This window comes from Streptomyces albus subsp. albus, assembly GCF_000719865.1.
GTDB classification, from domain to species: domain Bacteria; phylum Actinomycetota; class Actinomycetes; order Streptomycetales; family Streptomycetaceae; genus Streptomyces; species Streptomyces albus_E.
Genome location: NZ_JOID01000025.1, coordinates 63122 through 88233, shown reverse-complemented (window position 1 = coordinate 88233; position 25112 = coordinate 63122). Strand labels below are relative to the sequence as shown.

The 25112-nt window shown below is 70.2% G+C and carries 15 protein-coding genes, 1 tRNA gene, 3 pseudogenes and 1 riboswitch; of the genes and pseudogenes, 7 read left to right on the top strand and 12 right to left on the bottom strand.

What is annotated here, in order from left to right; genetic code table 11:
- Positions 1-56: 56 nt before the first annotated feature.
- Positions 57-1316: a hydroxymethylglutaryl-CoA synthase family protein gene (locus IF83_RS0123545; protein WP_030547332.1), complete on the bottom strand. Its 1260-nt coding sequence runs from the start codon at positions 1314-1316 to the stop codon at positions 57-59.
- Between the two features lie 51 nt (positions 1317-1367).
- Positions 1368-2234 (bottom strand): ACP S-malonyltransferase, encoded by an 867-nt coding sequence (fabD, locus tag IF83_RS0123540; protein ID WP_030547330.1) that lies wholly within the window; start codon positions 2232-2234, stop codon positions 1368-1370.
- Positions 2235-2768: 534 nt separating this feature from the next.
- A riboswitch (ZMP/ZTP riboswitch) is annotated at positions 2769-2855 on the top strand.
- A 29-nt stretch (positions 2856-2884) separates the two neighbouring features.
- Between fabD and IF83_RS0123535 the strand changes: the two genes are divergently transcribed.
- The 5 genes and pseudogenes from IF83_RS0123535 to IF83_RS34995 all read left to right on the top strand — a co-directional run bounded on the left by IF83_RS0123535 (position 2885) and on the right by IF83_RS34995 (position 6836).
- Positions 2885-4039, top strand: a complete 1155-nt coding sequence (locus IF83_RS0123535; protein WP_030547328.1) for a phosphoribosylaminoimidazolecarboxamide formyltransferase — start codon at positions 2885-2887, stop codon at positions 4037-4039.
- A gap of 67 nt (positions 4040-4106) precedes the next feature.
- Positions 4107-4931 (top strand): annotated as a pseudogene (locus IF83_RS35005) (metallophosphoesterase family protein); the annotation flags it as partial.
- 30 nt (positions 4932-4961) lie between these two features.
- On the top strand, positions 4962-5675 hold the full coding sequence (locus IF83_RS35000) for a 4'-phosphopantetheinyl transferase family protein (RefSeq protein ID WP_347877120.1): 714 nt from the start codon (positions 4962-4964) through the stop codon (positions 5673-5675).
- Between the two features lie 155 nt (positions 5676-5830).
- A pseudogene (locus tag IF83_RS32500) lies at positions 5831-6559 on the top strand (transposase); the annotation flags it as partial.
- A gap of 79 nt (positions 6560-6638) precedes the next feature.
- Positions 6639-6836 (top strand): hypothetical protein, encoded by a 198-nt coding sequence (locus tag IF83_RS34995; RefSeq protein WP_030547323.1) that lies wholly within the window; start codon positions 6639-6641, stop codon positions 6834-6836.
- Between the two features lie 488 nt (positions 6837-7324).
- Here the strand turns inward: IF83_RS34995 and IF83_RS31360 are convergent, their stop codons facing one another.
- The 9 genes and pseudogenes from IF83_RS31360 to leuS all read right to left on the bottom strand — a co-directional run bounded on the left by IF83_RS31360 (position 7325) and on the right by leuS (position 21404).
- Complete coding sequence (locus IF83_RS31360; protein WP_078843782.1) at positions 7325-7756, bottom strand: hypothetical protein; 432 nt, start codon at positions 7754-7756, stop codon at positions 7325-7327.
- Positions 7753-9852 carry a hypothetical protein gene (locus IF83_RS0123510; RefSeq protein ID WP_030547320.1) on the bottom strand — a complete coding sequence of 700 codons (2100 nt, stop codon included), beginning with the start codon at positions 9850-9852 and terminating at the stop codon, positions 7753-7755. Before IF83_RS0123510 ends, IF83_RS31360 begins: the two co-directional genes overlap by 4 nt.
- On the bottom strand, positions 9849-11525 hold the full coding sequence (locus tag IF83_RS0123505; RefSeq protein WP_030547318.1) for a hypothetical protein: 1677 nt from the start codon (positions 11523-11525) through the stop codon (positions 9849-9851). The genes IF83_RS0123510 and IF83_RS0123505 overlap by 4 nt, the downstream gene beginning before the upstream one ends.
- 74 nt (positions 11526-11599) lie before the next feature.
- Positions 11600-13144 carry a site-specific integrase gene (locus tag IF83_RS0123500; RefSeq protein WP_030547316.1) on the bottom strand — a complete coding sequence of 515 codons (1545 nt, stop codon included), beginning with the start codon at positions 13142-13144 and terminating at the stop codon, positions 11600-11602.
- A gap of 46 nt (positions 13145-13190) precedes the next feature.
- A pseudogene (locus IF83_RS0123495) lies at positions 13191-15059 on the bottom strand (ComEC/Rec2 family competence protein); the annotation flags it as partial.
- A complete protein-coding gene (locus IF83_RS0123490; protein ID WP_347877119.1) occupies positions 15056-15721 on the bottom strand; it encodes a ComEA family DNA-binding protein in 666 nt (221 codons plus the stop codon). The gene IF83_RS0123490 and the pseudogene IF83_RS0123495, both read right to left, overlap by 4 nt.
- Before the next feature lie 726 nt (positions 15722-16447).
- Positions 16448-17296: a DegV family protein gene (locus IF83_RS0123485; RefSeq protein ID WP_030547304.1), complete on the bottom strand. Its 849-nt coding sequence runs from the start codon at positions 17294-17296 to the stop codon at positions 16448-16450.
- A 246-nt stretch (positions 17297-17542) separates the two neighbouring features.
- On the bottom strand, positions 17543-18325 hold the full coding sequence (locus IF83_RS0123480; RefSeq protein ID WP_030547302.1) for a hypothetical protein: 783 nt from the start codon (positions 18323-18325) through the stop codon (positions 17543-17545).
- Between the two features lie 172 nt (positions 18326-18497).
- The gene (gene leuS, locus IF83_RS0123475; protein WP_030547300.1) at positions 18498-21404 is read right to left on the bottom strand and encodes a leucine--tRNA ligase; all 2907 of its coding nucleotides are present in this window, start codon (positions 21402-21404) and stop codon (positions 18498-18500) included.
- Positions 21405-21776: 372 nt separating this feature from the next.
- Here leuS and IF83_RS0123470 point away from each other — a divergent pair, with 372 nt between their 5' ends.
- Both IF83_RS0123470 and IF83_RS0123465 read left to right on the top strand, forming a co-directional pair.
- On the top strand, positions 21777-23204 hold the full coding sequence (locus IF83_RS0123470) for a ferric reductase-like transmembrane domain-containing protein (protein WP_051723238.1): 1428 nt from the start codon (positions 21777-21779) through the stop codon (positions 23202-23204).
- Positions 23201-24772: an NADH-quinone oxidoreductase subunit NuoF family protein gene (locus IF83_RS0123465; protein WP_030547296.1), complete on the top strand. Its 1572-nt coding sequence runs from the start codon at positions 23201-23203 to the stop codon at positions 24770-24772. The genes IF83_RS0123470 and IF83_RS0123465 overlap by 4 nt, the downstream gene beginning before the upstream one ends.
- A gap of 217 nt (positions 24773-24989) precedes the next feature.
- Here IF83_RS0123465 and IF83_RS0123460 read toward each other — a convergent pair.
- Positions 24990-25062: transfer RNA gene (locus tag IF83_RS0123460), tRNA-Ala, on the bottom strand.
- Between the last annotated feature and the right edge of the window lie 50 nt (positions 25063-25112).

Below are 25112 nucleotides of genomic sequence, written 5' to 3'. Positions count from 1 at the left end.
CTTCTTCCTGCGGTTCTGGCTGCCGGGTTCTTCCTGCTGCGCCGACTGCCGAACGGTCAGGCCCAGACGTACTCTCGGTGGAATTCGTTGATCTCCTGCAGCACCAACTGCCCGGCCATCCGGTCGGCCGCCATGCCGACGGGCAGCGTGGCAGGGTCCAGCTTCCAGTTACGGGTTCCGAAAGCCACCGCGCCGCCACCGGTCAGCAGGCCCTCGTACTCCGCCATGGTGAGCGCGTGACGCTCGTCGAGATGCCGGGCGATCTGCATTCCATGCAGTTTCTCCTGGCCTTCCGGAGTGATGACTCCGCTGTAGAACTCCGAGCAGCATCCGGAGCCGTAGGAAAAAACCCCGACGCGCCGCGGAGCATCGATGGAGCAGTTGTCGATCGTGCTCGCCAGCGAGAGGAATACGGTTCCTCCCATGATGTTCCCGGTGCGCTGACAGTAGCGGATCCCCGGCTCCACCCGCTGTTGGAAGTCCGTCTCGATTTCTGCTCGGGAGGACTTTGACATCTTCCGCATCATGGTGCGGTGCGCGCCCTTGACCATGCCGCCGAACGGCGTGTGGAAGGCCAGGTGGTGGAATGTTTCCCGGTAATCAGCGTCGGCCACCCGGCGCTGATACTCCAGGAAGGTCTGCTCGCAGCAGTCCAGATACGACAGAAGTGACAGGTCGGCATCACCGGCTTCGCTGTCGGCTGTCGGGCGGCAGGTGTCCATCACTTCATGCCCGTAATAGCCGTTGGCGCCGGCGTCCACCTCGAAGATCTTCGGCTCGTCGCCCACCAGCATGGCCACCGCACCGGCACCCGAACTGGGTTCCGCGAACGACCAGTCTTCGGTCAGAGCGTCACCGCCGTCCACCACCGTGAACCGGGAGATGTCGGTGGTGATGACCAACACCTTGGCACCGGGTGATGCCTGCGAGAGTACGAAGTTGACTGCCGTCTGGAATCCAGCGGTTCCGGAGTAGCAGGCGTTCTTGATTTCGAACAGTCGACAGTTGCGACTCAGCCCCAGGTAATGGTGCATATAGGTGCTCAGCGACTTACCGAAATCGATGCCCGATTCGGTGCAGGTGATGACCATTTCGATCCGTGACCGCTCCTCGTCGGACAGCGCGTCGACGATCGGCTTCGCGGCATTGACACCGAACGTGACCGGATCCTCGCAGGGCAGAGCCACCACCTTCTGCTTCATCAGCAGGTTCTCGAAGCGCGCCCTGTCCAGTCCGCGATGGTCGACCAGCTGCATGACGTCCAGATACGCCGTGCCGCCGAAGACGTTCATCGCCTCGATACCAGCAGACCTCATCGGTTTCCCCTCGTGTCCAAGCCACTCACCCCGCTCCCGGCCGCAGCCGGCTCAGCCGCTTTCCTCCGCCGTGCGGATGCGTTCGATCAAGGAGGTCAACACACGCCCCGTCCCTATCTCCACGAATTGCTCCTGCCCGATGGAGAGCAGATGGCGAATCGTCTCGGTCCAGCGCACGGGCTGGGTTATCTGTTCGGTCAGGCACGCCTCGACCCGTGAGACGTCGTACGCCTTGGCATCCACATTCGCGATGACAGTGATGGTGGGCGCGTTGAAACGTGGTGACTCGTCGGCGAGATATTGTGCGAACTCATTCTGGGCCGGCACCATGTGTCGGCTGTGGAAGGCGCCACTCGTTTTGAGTTCGGTGAATCCCACGCCCCCGGGGAGCGACTCGAAGACCTCACGCGCCGCGGCGATCCCCGACTTCAGGCCGGACACCACCACTTGTGTCGGAGCATTGTCGTTCGCCACCTCGATTTCGGTGAGCTCGTGTTGGTCCAGCAGACGGGAAACGCGTTCACGGCTGAGTCCTGTCACCGCCGCCATACCGCCGCCTTCGATACGCCCCATGGCGGCGCCTCGCTTCCGTACCAGTTTCAGGCCGGTTTCGAAATCCACCACACCGGCGGCTAGCAGGGCGTTGTATTCCCCGAGACTGTGCCCGGCCACATACTCCGGCACCTGCCCCGTTTCCTTCGTCCGCTTCAGGTACGTCAGGGCATTGACAATATAGACGGCTGGTTGAGTGTACTGCGTTTCGTTCAGGAGCTGATTCGGATTCTCGGTGCACAACTTCTTGACCGAGTATCCCAAAATCTCGTCAGCTCGCTCCGTCAGTCCAGGAAACTCATCGAAGAGGGCACGCCCCATGCCCTTGCGCTGCGATCCCTGCCCCGGAAAAACATACGTGCTCATTTCACTCCTGTCCTGCCTTCCCGGACCAATACGAAACCGATTTGAGCAGCGACCGAATCACCATGTCCAGTCGCCGAAGAATGCAGGGGCGAACCGCCGTCCGCATCGACGGCATGAGGAGTTAGGAGCCATGACGGCATGACACCGGAGTAACCAGCATCTGAACAGACTACGAACTCGGCTCGGATCACCCTCATCGGCCACATCGCCGACGAGGTCTCCCATTCTTAAATCACCCCGTAGTCAGCACGTACAAAACGAGTCCGCGTTGTTCATACATCACGGCTGGCGACCATCGGACGGAGCCGCCGCGCCCGTTGATCCCAACGGGATCGCTAAGCAGTTGTCAAGTGCAGTCTTCAAACCGGCTGTTGGCAGGAGAAGGTGACGGCCGCAATATCTACACGCATCAACTCGCCCACCACCAGGGGATTTGGGAATCTCTTGGGGATGGAGATCGGCCACCGAGCGCGTTGCCCTCGTCACAATCCCTGCCCAACCCTTGATCAACTTCCCTGTCGGCGTTGTATCGTTGCCGACGGTCGCGACTGGCGCGGGTGGACAACCACCGGGGAGCGGCCATCCACTCCGATGTGAGTGCCGCCCGCCTGGGTGCTCCCGTCAACGATGTCCTCACAAGGAGTCATGACGTGGAGCTTCGCTATGGAACCAACCCTCAACAACGCCGCGCCGAGGTGTCTCCGACACGTTCCGGGCAGTGGCCCGTCCGGCTTCTGAACGGCGAACCGTCCTTCATCAATCTGCTGGACGCGCTCAACGCCTGGCAGCTCGTCAGCGAAGCGAGCGCAGCACTCGGCAAGCCCGCGGCGGCTTCCTTCAAGCACGTCTCACCAGCGGGCGCCGCCGTGTCCGGGCCGCTGGACGCGGTCATCGAGGACCTCTACGGCCTGGGTGACTCCGCTGTCGGCACACTCGCGAGCGCCTACCTGCGGGCCCGGGACGCCGACCCCAAATCCTCGTACGGTGACTTCGCCGCCGTCTCCCACCCGGTCGACGACGAACTTGCCGATCTGCTGAGCCGGGTGATCTGCGACGGGATCGTCGCGCCCGGCTACGCCCCGGGCACCGTCGAAAGACTCAGCAGGAAGAAGAACGGCCGTTTCCTCGTCCTCGAGGTGGACGGCGCCGCCGCACCGCCCCCGCGGGAGACCCGCGAGGTGTTCGGGCTCCGGCTGACACAGGACCGGGATCAACTCCCGCTCACCCGGGGCCTGTTCACTCCGCGGCACGGAGACATCACGGCCGCGCAGCAGGACGACCTGCTGCTCGGACTCGCGGTGCTGCGCTACACCCAGTCCAACTCCGTCTGCTACCTGCGCGACGGGATGGCCCTGGGGATCGGCGCCGGACAGCAGTCCAGGGTCGACTGCACCAGACTGGCCGGAACGAAGACGGACACGTGGTGGTTGCGGCGCCATCCGGCCGTCAGGGGTCTGGACTTCAAGCCGGACATCCGACGCCAGGAGCGCATCAACTGGCAGGTCCGGTTCATCGAAGGCGATCTGACCCCGGACGAGGAGAGCCGTTTCGCACAGGTGCTGCGCGCGCCGGCGACCTCACTGACCCCGCAGGAGCGCGCCCATTGGCTGGGCACGCTGACCGGGGTGTCATTCGTCTCCGACGGCGCCCTGCCCTTCCGCGACAACGTCGACCACGCGCAGCGACACGGCGTCTCGGCCATCGCCGAACCGGGTGGCTCCGTCCGGTCCGGCGAGGTCGAAACCGCCTGCCGCGAGCACGGGATCGCGCTCGCGCACACCGGTCTGCGGCTGTTCCACCACTGAGCGCCGAACGGTCCGAAGGTGCTGCGCCGGATCAGCCGTCCCCTCTTCCAGTTCACAGGAGTTGCCCATGCGCCGCGGCAGGCTGCTCGCCCTCAGCGACCTCCACATCGGCCATGCCGAGAACCGGCAGATCGTGGAGTCGCTCCGCCCCGCGCACGGCGAGGACTGGCTCCTGGTGGCGGGCGACATCGCAGAGCGATACGCCGACATCGAGGGGGCGTTGAGACTCCTGCGCGACCGCTTCGCGAAGGTTGTCTGGGCACCGGGCAACCACGAACTATGGACGCACCCGAGCGATCCGGTCAAGCTGCGGGGCGAGCAGCGCTATCGGGCCCTGGTGGAACTCTGCCGCGACCTGGGCATCAGCACTCCGGAGGATCCCTACCCGGTCTGGGAGGGCGAAGGCGGGCCCGTCACGGTCGCACCGCTCTTCGTGCTGTACGACTACTCGTTCCGCGCTCCCGGTACCCGTACGAAGGAGGAGTCACTGCAGGCCGCGTACGACGCGGGCATCGTCTGCGCGGACGAGCGATTCCTCCATCCCGATCCCCACGGAAGCAGGGACGCCTGGTGCCGCGAGCGGGTACGGGTGACCGAGCAGCGGCTGTCGGAACTGCCGCCGGGCTCCCGTACCGTACTCGTCAACCACTATCCGCTGGTCCGGCATCCGACCGAGGTCCTGCATCATCCGGAGTTCGCCCAGTGGTGCGGCACCGAACTGACCGCCGACTGGCACCGGCGCTTCGATGCCGTCGCGGTGGTCTATGGGCATCTGCACATCCCCCGGGTGACCCACTACGACGGAGTCCGGTTCGAGGAAGTGTCCCTGGGCTATCCGCGCGAATGGAAGCCACGGCCGACCCGCCCCCTGCTGCGGCAGATCCTCCCCCGGGCCGATTCGACAGATCCGGCCCCTCGCTTGATGGCCGAGCTGGTGCCCCCCGAGGTGGTCACGGTCGAGACCTTCCATGACCCCGCAGATCCGCCGGACACCTATATGTTCGCCGAGGAACGGGCCATGGTGGAAAGCGCGGTCAACAAACGCAAACGCGAGTTCGCCACGACCCGTAGTTGTGCTCGCAAAGCCCTCAGCACGCTGGGACACCTCCCCGCCCCGCTCTTGGCCGACCGGCGGGGCGCGCCCCAGTGGCCTGAAGGTGTCAGCGGTAGCCTGACGCACTGCCACTCCTACCGAGCGGCAGCGGTCGCCGTCACTCCGCACGTCGCCTCAATCGGTATCGACGCCGAGCCCAACTCGTCCCTCCCGGAAGGGGTTCTGGACAACATTGCGCTTCCTGCGGAACGCGAGCTGGTCCGGCGCCTGCTCCTCATGCTTCCGGACGTGCGCTGGGACAGGCTGCTGTTCAGCGCCAAGGAATCCGTGTTCAAGGCCTGGTACCCGTTGACACGCCGGGAACTCGGCTTCGACGAAGCACTAATAGACATCGATCCCCGGGCCAGGACCATCTCGGCAAAGCTGCTGGTGCCGCCTCCTATGATCGGTGGCACCCCTCTGGACGGCTTCACCGGGCGCTGGGGCGCCGAGTCCGGCTTTCTCGCCACCGCGATCTGCGTGCCCGGTGACGCCTGCTCACCTGCGCGGCATCGATCTCCGGGCCCGGCCAGAAGTAGGTAGCCATCAGTTCACTCCGCTACGGCTCAGCTGCCAGAGCCATGCTCAAGGCCTGTGGATCGGCCTCGGGCTGAACGCGAAGGGCGTACCTTCCCGAGTGATCGATTGATGGTCATCGAGTAGGCCTGCGTGGCTGCGCGGGTCGGAAAGCCACGCCCGTGCTTGGTGTAGTCAACGAAGACGGATCGACCGCCACCGGCTCACTGATCGACGACATCGTCCGCGAGAGCGCCAACCGGGTGCTGGCCGCCGCGCTGGAGGTCGAAGTCGACGCTCACATAGCCGAGTTGGCCGACCAGCGCGACGAGCGGGGCCGCCGCCTGGTGGTCCGCAACGGCCACCACCGCGAGCGGGCGGTGACCACCGCCGCGGGCTCGGTCGAGGTCAGTGCGCCGCGGGCGAACGACCGCCGTGTGGACGAGGAGACCGGTGAGCGCCGACGGTTCTCCTCGAGGATCCTGCCTCCGCGGTGCCGCAAGTCCCCAAACGTTTCCGAGGTGTTGCCGCTGCTCTCCCTGCACGGCCTGTCCAGTGGCGACTTCGTGCCCGCGCTGGAGCAGTTCCTCGGCTCGACGGCCGGGCTGTTGCCGACCACCGTGACCCGGCTGACGAAGCAGTGGCAGCAGGCCCACACCGCGTTCCAGGAGCGTGACCTGTCGGGCAGCGACTACGTGCACGTATGGGCGGACGGCGTGCACCCCCAGGTCCGCCTGGGCCAAGGCCCACTCCTGCGTCCTGGTCCTGATGGGGGTGCGTGTGGACGACTCCAAGGGGCTCATCGCGTGGCCGAGGGTTTGCAGGAGTCCACCGAGTCGTGGGCCGACCTGCTGCGCGACTGCCGCCGGCGCGGCATGACGGACCTCGAACTCGTCGTCGGTGACGGTGCCATGGGCCTGCGAGACGCGCTCGCTCAGGTGTTCCCGGCCGCGCGTCATCAGCGCTGCCGCCGGGCGCAGCGACCAGGTTTTGAAGGAGGCCTACGAGAAGCGGATTCGGGGCTACTTCGACCGCTTCGGCGGCAACAACCCCGAGGAAGCGCGCGCCGAGGCCATGCTCACCCTCAGCGCACTCGTCGGCGCCACGCTGATCGCCAGGGCCGTCGCCAACCCCGCCCTCTCCGATGAACGGCTTGAAACCGCCGCCCGGCAACTGACCCGAACCTGAGGTGCGTTGCAGATACTGAACTCGCGTACCGGTCTGGCGTGTTGGCGCGGTGCGCACATCCGGTGAGGGCGTACGTATCGGTCGCCACACGTGACCGCTCTGGCCTGCGGCGATGCCGTCAGCGTTCCCGAATCCCGCGAGAGGCGTGTGGCATCAGCGGCGCTGATGACGCCGGGCGTCTTAGCTTTCCGAATGTCTTTCTGACCACTCGTACGACAGCCCGGCACAGGGGGCGTATCGCTGCCGCTCTGGCCACCATCACAGCGGGGCGACGCCCGCTGCGGTTGAAGTCCGCCTCCACGAATATGATCTTCCCTTCGAGGGCGAGGGCGCTGGTGATCAGATCGGCGTACGTGTGCGCCGGAGCGGACGCCGTCCAGTTCTGGTCGGCGTTGCGAGCCTGGGCTCACGCGCTACTGGCAGTGGCGTCCGCCTGAGCGTGGGCACCGCGGGCTTGTATGCGGGCGCCGGCTTTCTGGTGTTGCCGCTCAAGAACGCCTGCGGGCGGCTCGCGGCCGGGGCTGCGTGGGCAGCGAACGTACGGTGGGGTCGGGGGCGGCGAGTCGCTGACGCAGTTGCCGGTTCTCCATCTGTACCTGGTGCAGGGCGCCGACCAGAGCTTCGACGTCGGACCGCAGGGCCGCAAGCTCCTTGGCGTCCGCCGCCCGAAGTTCCTTGAGCTTGGTCACTTGCCGCCGCAGCCGCTTCTCACTGTCCGGCATGGCGCCGCGGGCCCGGACCTTTTCGTAGAACTCGTTCTTCAGGTCCAGGTGGCGCTGAGTGAGTGCGTTGCGCGGGACCTGAGCCTCCTGGGCCAGGGCCACGATGGTCAAGGCGCCGTTGGAGTGTTCAGGGCTGTCGGCCAAGATCCGATCCATGGCGGCCCGGATGCGGTCGCGTTCATCGGGAGCGGGGCTCATGACAGGTCCTCCTGGACGGTGACGCGGTTGCGGTAGTGCTCGTCGGCAAAAGATCGGAGGCGGCTGGCGCGGCGGCGGAACCGGTCAGCCAGCGGGACGGGGACGAGTTCGGACCCGGCTTGCTTCTCCAACTTCCGCGCCAAGGCGATGAGTTGTTCGGCGTGGCGATCGGTGCGGGTGATGTTCGCACAGGACGGCTGGCATCGGTCCAGACTGGGGGCATCCTGTTGGCCCTCCAGACGGTGGCACAGGGCTTTGTCACGGTTGTAGACACACATCAGGTAGCTGCCGGGATTGTCGTAGACAGACAGTTGCGCGTTGTCCAGAATGTCTTGGGCGGTCCGTACGCTGATCACGGTGCCGAGGAACTCCGGGGCGTGGGCAGCTGCGTTGATCGCGCGGCGGGCTGCCGGTCCGGAGATGCCGACTCCTTCGCTCAGGTCGGCGTTGAGTGTGGCGAGGGTGTCGACGGTCGCCCGGGCGGTTTCGATGTCGAGGAGGTCGTGAATGCCGTCGCGGCTGCGCGAGGCATAGCCGGCGCTGACCACCGTGCGCATGTGGCCGTACTGGATCGCCAGGGCTACCAGGCCGCCGGGGCGGCGGGCGATGTGCCAGGCCAGGGTCCGTCTGAACCGTTCGGTGCCGATCGCTCCGTGCGGGTCGGCGGGGACGGTCTCATGCGGACGCTCCAGGCGGATGGCCTGGTCGGAGGCCCAGGTGGCGAAGTGCTCGATGCGATCGCTCATCGTCGCGTAGGTGATGGACCCGGTGAACTTGCGCCGCAAGCGGAAGTCGTGGGCGTGTGCGTCGAACAGCAGGTCGCCTTCGGGGACGATCTGCTCCAGGACCCGGATGGCGTTGACCGCGGGGGCGATGGCGACCCACGGCATCTCGCGCAGCATCCCCTCGGACAGGTAGTTGCCGTCCTCGTCGCGGGCGGTCTTGTAGACGTTTCCGTAGATCAGGTGCGGTCCTGAGTCGGGTTCGGGGCAGCTTCCGCTGCGCAGGCTCAGCACCTCGCCCGGCCGCATGCCGGTCAGGTAGGCCAGCACGATGAAGCAGGCCGTGCCCAGGTGCCGCATCAGCGAATCGACGTCGCCGAAGTCGATCGCCTTAGTCCACGGGGTGCCGTCGATACGGCCTTTGATCTTGAGTTTCAGGGGGCTGGGGCCGAGATTCGCGCGGGCGTACTCGCTCCGGTAGCCCCGTCTGAGCACCCTGTCGACCTGGCCCATGGAGGCGCCGGTCAGGGCGGAGATGTAGGGGATGCACTCCGTACGCCCATGCGATTGGACCCAGCTGGGGATGGGCTCGCCGCGGTCGCGGCGGGCGTCGACGTAGTCCTTGATGCGGGCCAGGCCCAGCTTGTTGGTTACCGTGGCCTCGGCCCGGGCGGTCATGTCCGTGGCCTTCTCCCAGGCCCGCATGATGTCCTCGGCGAAGTCGTCGACGACCCGCAAAGCCCAGATCAGCAACGGTCCCATCGTGGCCGCCGTGATCGGCTCGGTCGCGTTCTCACCGCGCGCGGTTGCCGCCGGCAGGAAGTCGTCGATCCCCTCCCAGTGCCACGGCGGTTCACCGATCCCCAGCGGCTGGGCGTCGTAGAAGTCGAAGGCCCACAGCCGCGAGATCGACGTCAGGAACGATGCCGCGTACTCGCGTGACTTCGGGGTGCGCAGGTTGTCGAGCGCGAACGCCCGCACGTCCTCCGTCGTGCACTGCGCGAGGGTGGTGATGTCCCGTTTGACCAGCCACTCGGCCAGGGCTCGCCAGCGCTGCACGGTGGAGTAGAGCTTGCCGGGGCTCTGTCGGGTCCGCCAGGTAGGGACACGGCCGACCAGGAAGTCGTCCGGCAGGGCCCGGTTGATCATCGACCAGGCCAGGTAGGTGAACTCCTCCCGAAGCGGCGCGGGGAAGGCGTCCAGGTGCAGTGCGTTCCGCGAAGCGCTCGGGTTCGCGTTGAGGGGAGACAGCGGCCAGATCATGTCGCTGTAGCGGGCGTTGGGGGCGTTCGGGTTGACGATCAGGTCAGCGGCGATGACGGGCGTATCGGGGCCCGGGCGGTCGGGAAGGTCTTCCAGGAGAGCGACGGTCACAGGTCGTAGAGTCCGTTCAGCAGGTCGCCGACGACCTGGCGGTCCTCGGCGGTGACATTGGCAAGGGCCCGGCGCCAAAGAGCAGGTCCCAGGCGTCTTTTGAGGTCGGACAGCCGGTCGTGGGGCTCGGACCACTCCGCGTCCCAGACCGCCTTGGGCAGCACGGCCTCCAGCTCCCCAATGGCACGGTGCAGGTGGGCCAGACGGGAGTGATGGCCGGGGTGGACGCGGGCGTTGGGGCATGCGGTGCAGAGCAGAAACGATGCCCCGCAGCTGGCGCCGGGCCCGGTGATGGGGCTGTTCTCGTAGTCCGCACAGCCGTTGGTGGCGGCCTCCACCTCGCCGTCCTCGGGAGCGTCGGTGAGCTTGGCCGTGAACACGGTGCGGCGGGCGGACTCCAGGGCGTCCTCGACTCCTGCCGCGATGACCGGGATGGCGGCCTGCTGGGCCTGCGGTTCGGGGATGACGTAGACGCTGTCGTGGGTGTCCTGGCTGTTCTGCCCCGGCTCACGCCGGTGCACCACGTTCGCCGTCTTGCGAGTCCGGCGCATGACGCCGCCCCCGTCCGGGCCGAAGTGGGTTCCGTAGTCGTCGAAATCCGGCTTGGTCAGGCCCAGGCCGAAGGGGCCCTCCCGGATCAGTGCCTCGTTGGTGTCCTGCCAGTGACGTGGGCGGGTTTCGTGCCAGATCAGAAACCTGTCGGCGGTACAGCCCACGGATGCCAGGTAGGCGCGGGCCGGGGCGGTGGCCTCCAATGCCTCGGTGATCAGACGTCCGGGCGAATCGGCGCCGAAGTCGGCAAGGTTGCGGGTCTCGAAGTGATCGGCTTCGCCCTTGCGCCGCTTCTCCAGTTCCATCCGGTAGACCGGGAAGCGGCCCTCGCCCGAGTCAGGCGTCGCCCTGGGCGTGCGCATCTCGCCGACCGTGGTGGCGTTCAGGCCGTGCTCCGCGGCGAGCAAGACCCCGAGTGCCGTGGCCTCCCGGCGGGAGAGGTACAGGCGCCTCCAGGTGTAAATGGCGCCGTCGCCGCCCATGGCCTTCGAGTAGCGGAAGACCGGACGCATTCGGCCGTCACCTCTCGGGTAGCGGGGTATGTGGCCGGTGCGGGCGAGGCAGTCCAGCCCCTCACCGATCAGCCAGTTCTGCAGGTCCTGGGGCTCGATGCCGCCTGAGCGCCAGGCCTCCAGCAACTGGACGTTCTCCCGGATCCGCAGCAGCGCAGAGCGGAACATCTGCCGGGCCGAGCGGCGGACCTCCTCGAACTCGTCAGGGGTGAAGGCGTGTTCCTCGACCTTCACCCGCGGCACCCGCTTGGCCATGGCCACCCGTACCGGCTGTGCCAGGCGCGAGTCCAGCTGTAGGAAGCCCGCTACCGAGGTGATCTGGACGTACCCCATCTGGGTCTGTGGGCGGCTCAGCCGCCAGGCCATCCAGGTCCCGGCCGTCAAGTCCGCTATGTCGTCCGGCTGTTGGTCGGTCTCGGTCAGGTACTCGCCGAAGGCTCTCAGCAGCCGCCAGATGTGGACGGAGGTGTCGTGGCTGTCCCAGCCGCCGCCGGGAGCGCACTTGGCCGCGAACAGTCCGGCCAAGGACCGCCGCATCGCCGGGGTGAACGACAACTCGGCGAAGTCGAACTCCTTGACGGTGCCCAGCTTGTTGCGGTGACGCACCACCAGCCCGGATGTATCCAGAACCGCCGGCCGCCGATGCCCGGCCTCAGGAAGAGCCGCCTTGCGGCCCCTCCGGCTCACGCCGTCTCCAGCAGCGTGTCGATGTCCTGGATGCCGTCGCTCTCCTCCGCGATGCGGGCCAGCAGCGACGTGACCCGTGCATCGGACACGCTCAGGCCGCCGGCCTCGGTGTCCCGCGGTGCCGGGTCGGCCATCAGCGCCCGGATCTGCAGGTCCGAGACGGGCGCCAGGTAGATCTTGCGGGTCAGCTCGATGTCCCGGTGACCCAGCAGATCCTGCACCATGCGCCACGGATCGCCGTAGAGAAGCCGGAAGTCCCGCCTCTCCTCAGGGGTGAGGCCCATACGCACGTCCATGACGTGGTGTAGCACCACGAGCATGTAGAGGGCGAAGGAGTGCCGGCACATGTGCGGAGTGCAAAACGGCGGCTCCGCCATCACCGGTCCCAGAACGTCGTCGCACCGGTCCGAAGCCGTACAGAAGACGTTCTCCCACGATGCCGGATGGAACGGCAGTCCCTGCTCGTTCAGCCACAACCACACCGGTTCCGGGCCCGTGGGGCCCTCGGTGAAGTACGTCATCCGCTCCTCCACCGGCGCCTCCGTCAGCGGCGTCCTCCCCACCATGCCGTCTCGGTCGACCCAGTGCAGGATCTTCTTGCGACGCCCGGTGACCTTCGTGAGCAGGCGCATCTCCTCCAGGGCGTCATATCGGCCCCTCGCCTGCGCACGTCGGATCACCCGGGCCCGCAGCGACTCCATGTAACTCTCCACCTCGCCGACCACAGGCGATGCCACGTAGTAGGTGCGAGCTCGCTTGGACTTCGTCACCCGCTTCGCAAGCCGCCCTGTGTAGTAGCGCGGGCCTCCAAGTCGCAGCCTCGGCACCTCGATCGTCAGCAGCGACGCTCCCTCGGTCAGCCGCATCCCCGAGGAAAAGAGCAGATCAGCGAAGGCGACATTGCGAACTTCCAGACGTCCCCGCCAGTCCGGCGACGGCAGACCCTCCACCGTATAGCCGCGGAGACCTACGTCCACCCAGAGCCGGAACATCCGCGGTGTCAGCCAGTGCACATCACTGGACTTGGCCTCCTTCGCCCGGGCTTCCGGCGTCTGCACCACGTCGCCCTGATAGCCGGCCACGGCATGCATCAGGATCGGGTTGCTCGCCATGTTCTCCGTGGCAACAGCCCACTTGTACAGGCGAGTCAGCGCAGCAAGACCACGGTTCCAACGTGCGGCGCCGACCTTCTCCGGGTTCCGGGGCGAGCGCGTACGCCAGTCCTCGAAGTCCCAGAGATCATCGGCCGTGGCCTCGTTCCACGCCTTGCCCCTGACCCAGAGGAAGTCAAAGAAGATCGCGTAGTCATCGGTGTAATTCCGCTTGGTCTCCACCGCGAGACGGGCGAAGGAAGACCGGCACAGATACAGACTCAGCAGTTCATCAATTCGGTAGTCAGGCGACAAGAAGATCGGGTCCCCTGCGTGGATTCCCGTGTGGTCCTCCCTCTCCGCCAGATCGCCCAAACCTGCCAAAGCGGGCACCCTCTGCGGATCAACCGCACGGCTCTTCGGCACCCAGAAGACGCGCCAGCCAGTCATAATGTCCCCTCCTGCTTCGGCTTCAACACGTCGATTCAACAGGGAACACGTCGCACACGGTGAGCCGCCACCCCGGCGGGGGCCAGCCGGTGACGAACCGCGGCAGCGGCCCCGGGCGGACCACGGCCACCAGCAGGACCAGGGCACAGCCCGCGCAGAGCCATGGGTGGCGCGCCAGCCGCGGACCCAACGGCACCAGCGCCGCCGTCACGGCGGCGAGCAGCAGCCCGCCGGTCCAGCCGCCCGGCCAGTCCAGCTCCGCGCCCGGCAGCGCCGCGCCGGCGCGGGCCACGGCCGCGATCCACTCCACCGGCCACCCGGCGAGCCAGGCCAGCGCCTCGGCGGCCGGCATCGCGAGCGGGGCCGTCGCGAGCGCGGCGAAACCCAGCACCGTGGCCGGGGCCACGGCGAGTTCGGCGAACAGATTGCAGGGAACCGCGACCAGGCTCACCCGTGCCGCCAGGACCGCGACCACCGGCGCGCACACGGCCTGTGCCGCCGCGGCGGCGGCCAGCACCTCGGCCAGCCGGCCGGGGACCCGGCGTCGCTGCAGGGCCGCGCTCCAGCGCGGGGCGACGGTCAGCAGCGCCCCGGTCGCCAGCACCGAGAGCAGAAAGCCGTAGGAGCGGGCGAGCCACGGGTCGTACAGGACGAGCAGCAGGACCGCGGCGGCCAGCGCGGGCAGCAGCGATCTCCGCCGGCCGGTGGCGATGGCCAGCAGGGCGATCCCACCGCAGGCGGCGGCCCGCAGGACACTCGGCTCCGGCCGGCACACGATGACGAAGCCCAGGGTGAGCAGTCCGCCGAGCAGGGCCGTGCCGCGCAGCGGGATCCCGAACCGGGGCGCCAGTCCGCGCCGTTCGGCCCGGATGGCCAGATGCGGGGGGCCGATCAGCAGAGCCAGCACGATCGTGAGGTTGGCGCCGCTCACGGAGAGCAGATGCACCAAGTCGGTTGCGTGGAAGGCCCGGTCGAGATCGGCCGGTACCCGCGAGGTGTCGCCCACCACCAGTCCGGGGAGGAGCGCCCGCGCGTCGGCCGACAGTCCGTCGGACGCTTTCCGCAGACCCGCCCGCAGCTCACCGGCCCCCCGCTGCACGGCGGTCGGTCCCCGCACCACCACCGGCGGTCCCTTACCGGTGACCCGCAGCACGGCGGCCACCCGGTCGCCCCCGCCCTGCGACGGCACGGCCCGCGCCTGCAGCCGCAGCCGCGTGGACGGCAGCAGCCGCAGCCACGCCGCCCGCTCTCGCACCCCCGTGCGCCGCTCGTCCTCGGACCGCCCGGCGACGGCCCGGAGCGGAACGAAGACGAGTACCGGTGTGCGGACCTCGGTGACCGTGCCGTCCCCGGCCGTGACCCGCCGGGCCTCGGCCGTCAGCACCACGGCGGGTGGGGTGCTCCGCGGACCGTTCACCCGCGGACGGGTGAGCCTCGGATCACCGGTGACGGTCACCTCGGCCGTGACCCCCGCCGACTGCCGTGCCAGGCCGGGCAGCGGACCCCGGTGCAGATCGGCGGCGCGCAGAGCTCCCGAGCCGGCCGCGGCCGCCGCGCAGAAGAGGACCGCCGCCAGTGCGACCCCTGTGCTGCCCCGGCGCCGTGTCACGGCCGGCCCCGCCACCGGGCCCGCACCGGACGGTTCCCCGGCGGCCGTCCGGACGGCGGTACGGTCCCGGCCGGGGTTCGCAGTCCGGCCTCGGGTGAGAGCCACGAGCAGCACCGCCAGCCCCGTCACCGCGCAGCAGCCCGCGCCGACCACCGCCACGACGGGCCGGACTCCGACCGCCGCGGCGGCAGCCGCCCAAGCGGCCAGAGCGCAGGGCAGCAACCGCAGATCCAGACCCTCTGGGCGCGGGCGCGGGGAGTCAGCGCTCCGGACGGGAGCGTCGGCGGGTGCGGTCACCCCGCTCATGGCCGCACCAGGGGCTGGATGTCGGCGAACCTGCGGTCGCCGATGCCGTTCACCTCGCGAAGCTGGTCGACGGAGGTGAAACCCCCCTGACGGTCGCGGTGTTCGAGGATGCGCTGGGCCAGGACCGGCCCGACACCGGGGAGGCCGTCCAGCTGCTCGAGTGTGGCGGTGCTGAGACTGACGGGTCCGGCGGCCGCGCCCCTGGCCGCCGGACCGGGTACGCCCGCCGCTCCCCCGCCGGAGACGGGCGGAGCCGCGGGGCCGCCCACCACGATCTGTTCACCGTCAGTCAGGACGCGGGCCCGGTTGAGCCCGGTGGTGTCCGTGCCCGGACGGACGCCACCGGCCGCTTCGAGCGCGTCCGCGACCCGCGATCCCGCGGGGAGCCGGCGAATCCCCGGCTTGCGGACCTTGCCCGCCACATCCACCACGACGGCGCGGTCTCCGGCCGGACGGACGGGCCCGGGAGACGGAGGCGGAGCCGGTTCCGCGGCCCCGGGGAGGGCCACGGGACCGGCCGCGCCGGCCGGTTCGGCCGCGGGCACCCGCACCGCCTCGGGCCGTCCGGACCAGAAGTGGTGGCCCGCGAATCCGACCGCGACCACGAGCAGGACGGCGAGCGCGGCAAGCGTCCTCGGCTCCGCCCCGCAGCGCAGACTCACCCACAAGGGCAGCCGTTCGCCGAGGGCGAGCCGCCATCGGGAGTACCACGGCAGCGGACGCGCTTCCCCGCTCCTCCGCCCCCGCGAATCCGGGTCGCTCACCGGCGCGGGCGCGGGCTCCGGCGGGGCCGCCGGTTCCGGGATCACCGGCGCGCGGGCCGGGAGACCGCCGAAGAGAGCCGTCGCGCGCGCCCTCGTCCCGTCCGGTGTGTCCCGGCCGTACACAGGCGTTGTCCGGGGGGAGCGGTGCCTGCGCCGGGCGCGGCGGTCCGCCCCGGGCCTTCCGGGCCCACGTGTGGCACCACGGCCCGGTCCCGACGCGGTCGTCACGGTGTGTGATCGGATGTCCATGCGGCGACGGTAGGACGCGTGGCCGTGCTCGGCGGAAAAGCCGGAAATGCCGTGGATAACTCGCCGGTTGTGGAAAACTCCGTGCCCGCTTCGGATGAATGTCCGGCCCCAGCCCGCCGATTCGGCCCCGATGCCGCTTCACTGCGGGGCATGAACCGTTTTTGTCTTCCCGCCGTGTCGCTCCCGCGTCTCCGCGCCCTTCTGGCGCGCTCCTCCCGGCTCCTCCGCATCCGGCCGCCCGGTGATCCGGTCGGGGTTCCCGCCGTTCTCAACGGCGCGCGGCTTCCGCCGGCGGAGCAGGGAAGTGTTCCCGCGACCGCGTCACCACTCCGCCGTCGCCCGGAGGCGTCCGGCCGCGGCCTTGCCGGGCCGCGGTCAGATCCGCGGCGACACCACCACGCCGAGCAGCCCCGGCCCGGTGTGGGCGCCGATCACCGCGCCAACCTCGCTGACCAGGAGTTCGGCCAGCCCGGGCACCCGCCTCCGCAGCCGGTCCGCCAGGGCCTCCGCCCGGTCCCCGGCGGCGAGATGGTGCACCGCGATGTCCACCGGGCCCGCAGCGGCCCGCTCCACCACGATCTCCTCCAGCCGGGCGATGGCCTTCGACGCCGTGCGCACCTTCTCCAGCGGCTCGATCCGCCCGCCGCCCAGTCTCAGCAGCGGCTTCACCGCCAGTGCCGAACCAAGCAGCGCCTGCGCGGCACCGATCCGGCCGCCGCGCCGCAGATAGTCGAGGGTGTCCACATAAAAGTAGGCCGTGGTGCCCTCCGCGCGCTTCTCGGCCGCGGCCACCGCCTCGTCCAGAGTGCCTCCCGCCTCGGCCGTCTCCGCGGCGGTCAGTGCGCAGAAACCGAGGGCCATCGCGACCATGCCGGTGTCCACGACCCGCACCGGGACCGGCGCCTCGCGTGCGGCGAGCACGGCCGCGTCATACGTGCCGGACATCTCCGCCGACAGATGGAGGGACACGATGCCCGACGCCCCGGCCGCGGCCACCTCACGGTAGGTGGCGGCGAACATCTCCGGGCTCGGCCGGGACGTGGTCACCGGTGTCCGGTGCCTCAGCGCCTGGGCGACGGACCGCGCGGAGACCTCGGTGCCCTCCTCCAGGGCCCGGTCACCGAGCACCACGGTCAGTGGTACGGCCCGGATGGCGTGCCGTTCCATCGCCTGCGGCGGCAGATAGGCCGTGGAATCGGTGACGATCGCGACATGGCGGGACATGAAGGGGAGGTTATCCGGGGATGACAGGCGCGGACAGCGCGGGGGAGGCCTGTGGGCCGCCGGTCCCGGCCGGAACAGACGGACACCGCGCCGGCAGGCCGGGCGCCGGGATGCGCGGGACCGGCACGCACCGGTCCGGCGACGCCGGTTCGGCCCACGGCCCCACGGCCGTCACCCGCCGGACAGCCGCGGCTGCGACTGCGACTGCGACCGCAACTGCGGGAAACGCACCGCCGCGCGGACGACTCATGTGGTGCTCTCGGGGCGCCGGGTCTTCTCCCAGGGGAAGCCGGTGCGCAGCCGGGGCTCGCGGGCCGTGAGGGCAGGCGGTGTGCGCGGGGCCTCCTGCGCTCCGGCCTCCCCGGCGTCCGGCCGTGAGGCGTCCGGTCCTGCGGGCTTCGCGCGGGCCGGGTCCGGCCCTGCGGCGTCCGCGGCCTCCGCCGGGCCGGCGTCGCCGCCGGCCGGTGTACCAGCCGCCGTCCCGGTCGGCGTCCAGTGCCGCAGCGCGCCCGCCTCCATCTGGATCTGGCCGGTCAGGTCGCCCAGGTCGTCGTCGGCGAACCGGTGGGCGCGGTCCTGTGCGGCCCAGCGCAGGGAGTCGGCCGAGTGCACGATTCGCTCGGTGCGTTCCCGCAGTTCGGGAAGGCGTGCGGTCACCCGGCTCTTGTCGGGCTCGCTCTCCAGCCGCTTCAGCTCGGCGTCCAGTTCCCGGCCGTGCGTGCTGAGCCGGTCGAACAGGCTCAGCGCCTCGCCGAGCGACGCGTCGTCCGGCGCGGCCGCCCGCAGGGTCTCCTGGGTGGCCCGCAGGGAGGTGCGGAGGGAGAGCCGCAGTTGGGCCACCTCGCCCGCCGCCCCGGGCAGGGCCAGCTGCCGGGCTTTGAGCGTGGTGTCCTCGACCGTTCGGCGGGCCTGGGCGACCGTGCGGTCGACACCGCGCTTGGCGGCACCCACGGCCTTGGCCGTCGCGTAGACCCCGGCTGCGACGAAGAGCACGAAGAAGAGGACCACCACCAGAATCGCGGCTTCCATGAACGCTCCCTGCAGTCTTCGTGCACCGGTGCGCGGCGTCCGGACCGGTGGCCGCGCAGTGGGGCACCGCGCGCCCCACCCCTCCACGGTAAACGCCCGGGGCGGGCCGGGGGTTCCGTCCGAACCCCCGGCCCGCCCGGGAAAAACCCTGAGAAACCCCTACGGGCCGGGGTCACGCCGGGACGATGTTGACCAGCTTCGGCGCTCGCACGATCACCTTGCGGATGTCCGCACCGCCCAGCGCGGCACGCACCGGTTCCTGCGCCAGGGCCAGCGCCTCCAGTTCGCCCTCGGTGATGGAAGGCGCCACCTCCAGCCGCGCCTTCACCTTGCCCTTGACCTGCACCACGCAGGTGACGGTCTCGTCCTGGACATAGGCCGGGTCGGCGACCGGGAAGGGCTCGTGGACCACCGAGGTCGTGTGGCCCAGCCGGTGCCACAGCTCCTCGGCGATGTGCGGAGCCAGCGGCGCGACCAGCAGCACCAGCCGCTCGGCCACCGTCCGGGGCACCGGGCCGCCCGCCTTGGTCAGATGGTTGTTCAGCTCGGTGACCTTGGCGATGGCCGTGTTGAAGCGCAGCGCGGCCATGTCCTGGGTGACGCCGTCGATCGCCTTGTGCAGGGCCCGCAGGGCGGCCTCGCCGGGTTCGGCGTCGGTGACGGTCACCTCGCCGGTGTTCTCGTCGACGACGTTGCGCCACAGCCGCTGCAGCAGCCGGTACTGGCCGACGACCGCGCGGGTGTCCCAGGGCCGGGAGACGTCCAGCGGGCCCATTGCCATCTCGTACAGGCGCAGCGTGTCCGCACCGTACTCGGCGCAGATCTCGTCGGGCGTGACGGCGTTCTTCAGCGACTTGCCCATCTTGCCCAGCAGCCGGGTGACCTTCTCGCCCTCGTACCAGAAGGCACCGTCGCGTTCCTCGACCTCGGCGGCCGGGACGGCGATGCCGCGGCTGTCCCGGTAGACGTAGGCCTGGATCATGCCCTGGTTGTACAGCTTGTGGAACGGCTCGGCGGAGGACACGTGCCCCAGGTCGTACAGCACCTTGGACCAGAAACGGGCGTACAGCAGATGCAGCACGGCGTGCTCCGCGCCGCCGACGTACAGGTCGACACCGCCGTGCGGCTGCCCCTCGCGCGGGCCCATCCAATAGCGCTCGATCCCGGGATCGACCAGTTTCTCGCTGTTGTGCGGGTCCAGGTAGCGCAGCTCGTACCAGCAGGAACCGGCCCAGTTGGGCATGGTGTTGGTCTCGCGGCGGTACATCCGCGGGCCGCGCCCGTCACCCAGGTCCAGACGCACGTTCACCCATTCCTCGTTCCGGGAGAGCGGGGTCTCCGGGGAGGTGTCGGGGTCGTCCGGGTCGAAGGTGCGCGGGGAGTAGTCGTCGACCTCCGGCAGTTCCAGCGGCAGCATCGACTCGGGCAGCGGGTGGGCGACGCCGTCCTCGTCGTAGACGATGGGGAAGGGCTCACCCCAGTAGCGCTGGCGGCTGAACAGCCAGTCGCGCAGGCGGAAGTTGACGGTGCCCTCGCCAATGCCGCGCTCGGTCAGCCAGTCGGTGATCCGTGCCTTGGCCTCGGTGACGGTCAGCCCGTCCAGCGACAGGCCGTCGCCCGCCGAGTTGACGATCCGCGCGTCGTACGAGGCGAAGGCGTCGTCCCAGCCGGCCGGGTCGGTGCCGCGGCCGTCGGACGGTTCGACGACGCAGCGCATCGGCAGCTCGAAAGCGCGCGCGAACGCGAAGTCACGGCTGTCGTGCGCCGGTACGGCCATGATGGCGCCGGTGCCGTACCCCATCAGCACGTAGTCGGCGATGAAGACGGGAACGCGCTCGCCGCTGACCGGGTTGACGGCGTAAGCGCCGGTGAAGACGCCGGTCTTCTCCTTGGCGTCGGCCTGCCGCTCGACGTCGGACTTCGACGCGGCCTGCTTGCGGTACGCGGCGACGGCCTCGGATGGGGTCGCGTGCCCGCCGGTCCAGACGGCGTGGGTGTCCTCGGGCCAGGCGGCCGGAACGATCGAGTCCTCGCCCGAGACCAGCTCGTGCTCCGGGGCCAGCACCATGTACGTGGCGCCGAACAGGGTGTCCTGGCGGGTGGTGAAGACGGTGACCGCGCGCTCGGCTCCGGCGGCCGTGCGCACCGGGAAGCCGACGCGGGCGCCCTCACTGCGGCCGATCCAGTTGCGCTGCTGCAGCTTGATGGCCTCGGGCCAGTCCAGCGCGTCCAGGTCGTTCAGCAGCCGGTCGGCGTAGGCGGTGATGCGCATGTTCCACTGGCGCAGCTTGGCCTTGAAGACGGGGAAGTTGCCGCGCTCGGAGCGGCCCTCGGCGGTGACCTCCTCGTTGGCCAGCACGGTGCCCAGGCCGGGGCACCAGTTGACCGGCGCGTCGGAGGCGTAGGCCAGCCGGTACTCGCCCAGCAGACCGGCCCGTCCGGCCGCGTCCAGCTCGCTCCAGGGGCGCCATCCGGCCGGGGTCTCGCGCTCCCCGCTCTCGAACTGCTCGATCAGGGTGGCGATGGGCCGTGCCTTGTCCGCCGCCTCGTCATACCAGGAGTTGAAGATCTGCAGGAAGATCCACTGGGTCCACTTGTAGTAGTCCGGGTCGATCGTGGCGAACGACCGGCGCTTGTCGTGGCCCAGGCCCAGCCGGCGCAGCTGGGCCTGCATGTTCCCGATGTTCGCCTCGGTGCTGGTCCGCGGGTGCGTGCCGGTCTGCACGGCGTACTGCTCGGCGGGCAGGCCGAAGGCGTCGAAGCCCAGGGTGTGCAGGACGTTGTGACCGGTCATCCGGCTGAAGCGGGCGTAGACGTCGGTGGCGATGTAGCCCAGCGGATGGCCCACGTGGAGTCCCGCGCCCGAGGGGTACGGGAACATGTCCATGATGTATTTCTTCGGCCGGTCCGCCGTACCGGCGCCGCCGTCGGCGGCCAGGTCGCCGGTGGGGTTGGGTGCCTCGTAGACGCCCTCGGCGTCCCAGAAGTCCTGCCAGCGTGCCTCGATGTCGGCTGCCAGGGCCGCCTCGTACCGGAAGGGCGCCGCGGCCGGCCCGGGGGCGGAATGGGTGTCGCTCATCGTCTCAAAGCTCCATCGATCGTCTCTGCCCTCTGCGAGGCATGTCCCGGAAATGGAAAAACCCCTCGCACAGGAGGGGACGCCGCGCCGATTCCGGCCCGGTGGTTCTTCCACCGGCCGGGACTGATCAGCGCGGCTCGCTAAGCAGAAGGCGTACGGCACGCATGCGTGTCAGGGTACCGCAGCGGTCCCGGCCGACGCACCGAGCCGCCGATTGAACACCGGGCGCTCCCGGTCCGTATTGGTCGTTCGAGCAAATATCCATACGCCCGGACGTTGCCCGACAGGCCACTCAGCATGCGGAGCCGGGACCCCTTCCTCGCGTCACAGGAGTCGCCTCGCATGAAACCTCATCGCAAGGTTCCACGGAACATGCCCTCCCTCCCCAAACCGGCCGCGTCGCAGACCAAGGTCTTCGCCGCGTCGGTCGCGCTCCTGCTCGTTGTCCCGCTCGTCCTGGCCCTGGCCACGGGCGACCGTTTCCGCGCCTTCCTGGACTTCGGCGCCGGCGTCCTCTCGCTCCTCACGCTCACCGCGTCCGTGGTCTGGGGTCTGATCGCGGCCCACCGGCTGCTGCTGAACCCGCGGGACCGGCTGCTGGCGCAGGGGGTCCACCGCGCCGTCGCCGTCGCCTCGCTCGGCTTCCTGGTGGTGCACGTCGCGGTCAAGGTCTCGCTGGACCACGCTCCCCTGATCGCCGCCCTCATCCCCTTCAGCCTGGGCATCACCGGCGCGGGCGGGCTGATCGGCATGGGTTCGATGGCCGCTTATCTCATGGTGATCGCGGGTTCCACCGGCGCGCTGCGCAGCACCTTCGTGCCCAACCGAGAGGTCGCGGGCCGCTGGCGCGCCATCCACGCCGTGGCCTATCCGTCGTGGTGCTTCGCCGTGCTGCACGGCCTCTACGCAGGCCGCCCGGCGGCCGGCTGGGTGACCGCCATGTACGGGATATCCCTGCTGGCCGTGGGCCTGGCGGTGGCCGCGCGGCTGCTGCCCCAGCCGCAGCGGCGGCGGATCGCCCGGCTGGTGCTGTCGGTGATGCAGCCGGACGCCGACACCGGACGCCGCTCCCCCGCGGCGGACGGGGAGGGCGCCCGCCGCGACACCTCGGTCTCCCCCTTGCCGGGCGCGGGGGCCCGGCCCCGCGGTGCGGCGGCGTCCGCGCCCGCCTCGGCCGGGGGCCGCGACGAGATGCGGCCGCCACTCGACTCGACCCGCGCGGTGCCGATCGGCAGTGGCCTGGGCTCCGGCCTGTCGGCGGGGTACCGCGCGATGGCGTCCGACCAGACGTCCGGCGGACGGGGAGACCCTCTGATGGCGCCCGCGGCGGGCAGCCAGGGCTTCGCGGAGGCTCCCACCCGGCAGATGCCGGCCTACCCGGACTCCGGCGGCGGTACGGGCGGATACGGCGGGGCGGCGGGATACGGCGGACCGGACGGTTACGGCGGCGGCTGGGGCGGGCCGGGCGGCCCGGCGGGCCAGCCGCTGACCGGTTCGGTGACGGGCTCGGTGACGGGCCAGGGGGACCCGTCCGCGGAGGCCTTCCCCCGGCAGGCGGGAGACCCCCTGGCCGGCCGCGGCCCGGACCCGCTGCGCGATCCGCTGACCGAGCCGTTCCCCGGCGTGACGCATCTGGCATCATCCGAGCGCTGGCCGACGCCGTCCCCGCCGCCGCCCGCACCGGCCGAGAACCTCAGGCCCGCGCCCCAGCCCGACCCGCTGACCGACACCTCGACCGGATTCTCGTATCCGCCCCCGCCCGGTGAACCCTGGCAAGAAACCGCAGGAGGCCGACCATAAACGCCGAGCTGCCCGACGTACTCGATCTCCGGGTCGTCGGAGTCCCCCAGCTGACCGCCGGCTTGGACCTCACCCACCGCCTCGACCTCGACATGCACCTGAAGGTGCACGGGCCACTCCAGCCCATGCCCGGGGAGCGCCTGGCCGAACTGGCCGAGCTCATCTCGCTGAAGGGGAAGGGCGGTGCCGGTTTCCCCTTCGGCAAGAAGCTGCGGGCGGTCGCCAAGTCCGCGATACGCCGCGGGGTCCGCCCCGTCGTCGTCATCAACGGCAGCGAGGGGGAACCCAATTGCCGCAAGGACACCCTGCTCATGAACCGGGCCCCGCATCTGCCGCTGGACGGGGCCCTGCTGGCGGCCGAGGCACTGGGCGCCCGCACTCTCGTCATCGCCGTCACGCGTGACTCGACCGAGGCGTCGATGCGGCAGGCCCTGGCCGAACGGGGGCTTTCGGACCGCCGCGGGCAGCCGCTGCGCGCGCGGATCATCCGCACGCCCGAGCGGATGGTCTCCGGTGAGTCGTCGGCGGTGATCCGGGCGGCGAACGGAGGGCCGTCGCTGCCGCCGGGCCGCAAGGTCCGCGCCTCCGACTCGGGCGTGGCCAACGCGCCCACGCTGCTGTCCAACTGCGAGACGTTCGCCCAGCTCGCCGTGGCCGCCCGGCTCGGCGCCGACCGCTACGGCAGCATCGGCCTGAGCACCGAGCCCGGAACCGTCATGCTCACGGTCTCCGGTTCCGTGCCGCGGCCGCTGGTCATGGAGGTGCCCAGCGGGGTGCCGCTGCGGTACGTGCTGGAGCTGGCCGGTGCCCCGCCGATGCCGCAGGGCGTACTGTCCGGCGGCTACCACGGCAAGTGGATGGACGGGATGTCGGCGCACGGCGCCACCATCTCGCGGGCCTCGATGGACGCGGCGGGCGGCGCGCTCGGCGCCGGCGCGCTGCTGCCCCTGAGCCCGGACACCTGCCCGCTGGGCGAGTGCCTGCGGGTCGCCAACTGGCTGGCCGCCGAGACGGCGGGCCAGTGCGGCCCCTGCAAGCTCGGTCTGCCCGCGGCGGCGGCCGGGCTCGCCGAGGTGCTGGGGGGCGGCGGCCGTACGGCGCTGGAGGCGCTCCGGCAGGTCACCCAGTCGGTGAAGGGCCGCGGTGCCTGCGCGCACCCGGACGGCTCCGTACGGTTCCTCACCTCCTCGCTGAGCGCCTTCACCGACGACCTGGCGGCGCACGCGCTCCAGGGCGGCTGCGGCCGGCCCACGCACGGTGTGCTGCCGCTCCCGTCGCCCGGCTACCAGGAGGAGGGCATCCCCAGCGGGCAGAAGCTGATGGTGGACTGGACCCTGTGCAAGGGCCAGCTGATCTGCGTGGGGGTGCTCCCCGAGCTGGTCCGGCAGGGTCCGGACGGCTATCCGGTGCTGGCCGACACCCCCGTGCCGCTGCACCTCCAGGGCGAGGCGCAGCGGGCCGTCCGCCGCTGTCCCGAGCTGGCGCTGCGGCTGGAGGAGGCGCCGGCCCCGCGCAACTCCCTGCCGCCCTCCGGCGGCCGCAAGGCGCTGCCGCGCGGCGGCGGCTGAGCCGGGCCGCGCACGGCCGCTGCCGGTGCCCCGTCCGCGTCCCGGTGACGCGGGCGGGGCACCGCGCGTCGGGCGTCCGTACGCTCCCCGCCGGGCGCGCCGAGGGCTGACGGCGGGGGTGGCGGGGGACGACAGGAACGACAGGAACGACAGAGCGGGCCGTCCGATCGGACGGCCCGCTCTGTTCACTGTGAAGCGCGGCTCACTGTGTTCACTGTGGAGCTAAGGAGAATTGAACTCCTGACCTCCTGCATGCCATGCAGGCGCTCTACCAACTGAGCTATAGCCCCGTGCTTCTGCCCCGGTTCCCCGTGGCGGCTGCGCCAACATTACACGGACT